General features: G+C 67.4%; 1 pseudogene. It reads right to left on the bottom strand.

What is annotated here, in order from left to right:
* Positions 1-279 (bottom strand): annotated as a pseudogene (locus tag J4G32_RS21540) (hypothetical protein); the annotation flags it as partial.

Genomic DNA, 279 nt, shown 5'->3' with positions numbered 1-279 from the left:
GGGAAAGCGCGAAACCAGTTGCAGCAGCAGCGGCGCGGGGATTGCCGCCGCCTCGTCAACTACCAGCCAGTCGGCTCTTGCCCCGCTCGCCAGCAACGCATCCGGCGCCATAAAGCAGAACCGCTCACCGGCAAACGCTGCCAGGATATCCGTTGCCGTTTTCGCCGGTGCGGTCACGATAGCCGTGCCCGCCATCCGGGAGATGAATTGCCCGGCCAGCGCCGATTTGCCGCGCCCACGGGGGGCAATCACCGTCGCCACGCCGGGCGGCATTTCACG

The organism is Microvirga antarctica, assembly GCF_017921815.1.
GTDB lineage: Bacteria > Pseudomonadota > Alphaproteobacteria > Rhizobiales > Beijerinckiaceae > Microvirga > Microvirga antarctica.
This window is presented reverse-complemented; position numbering and strand designations above follow the sequence as displayed.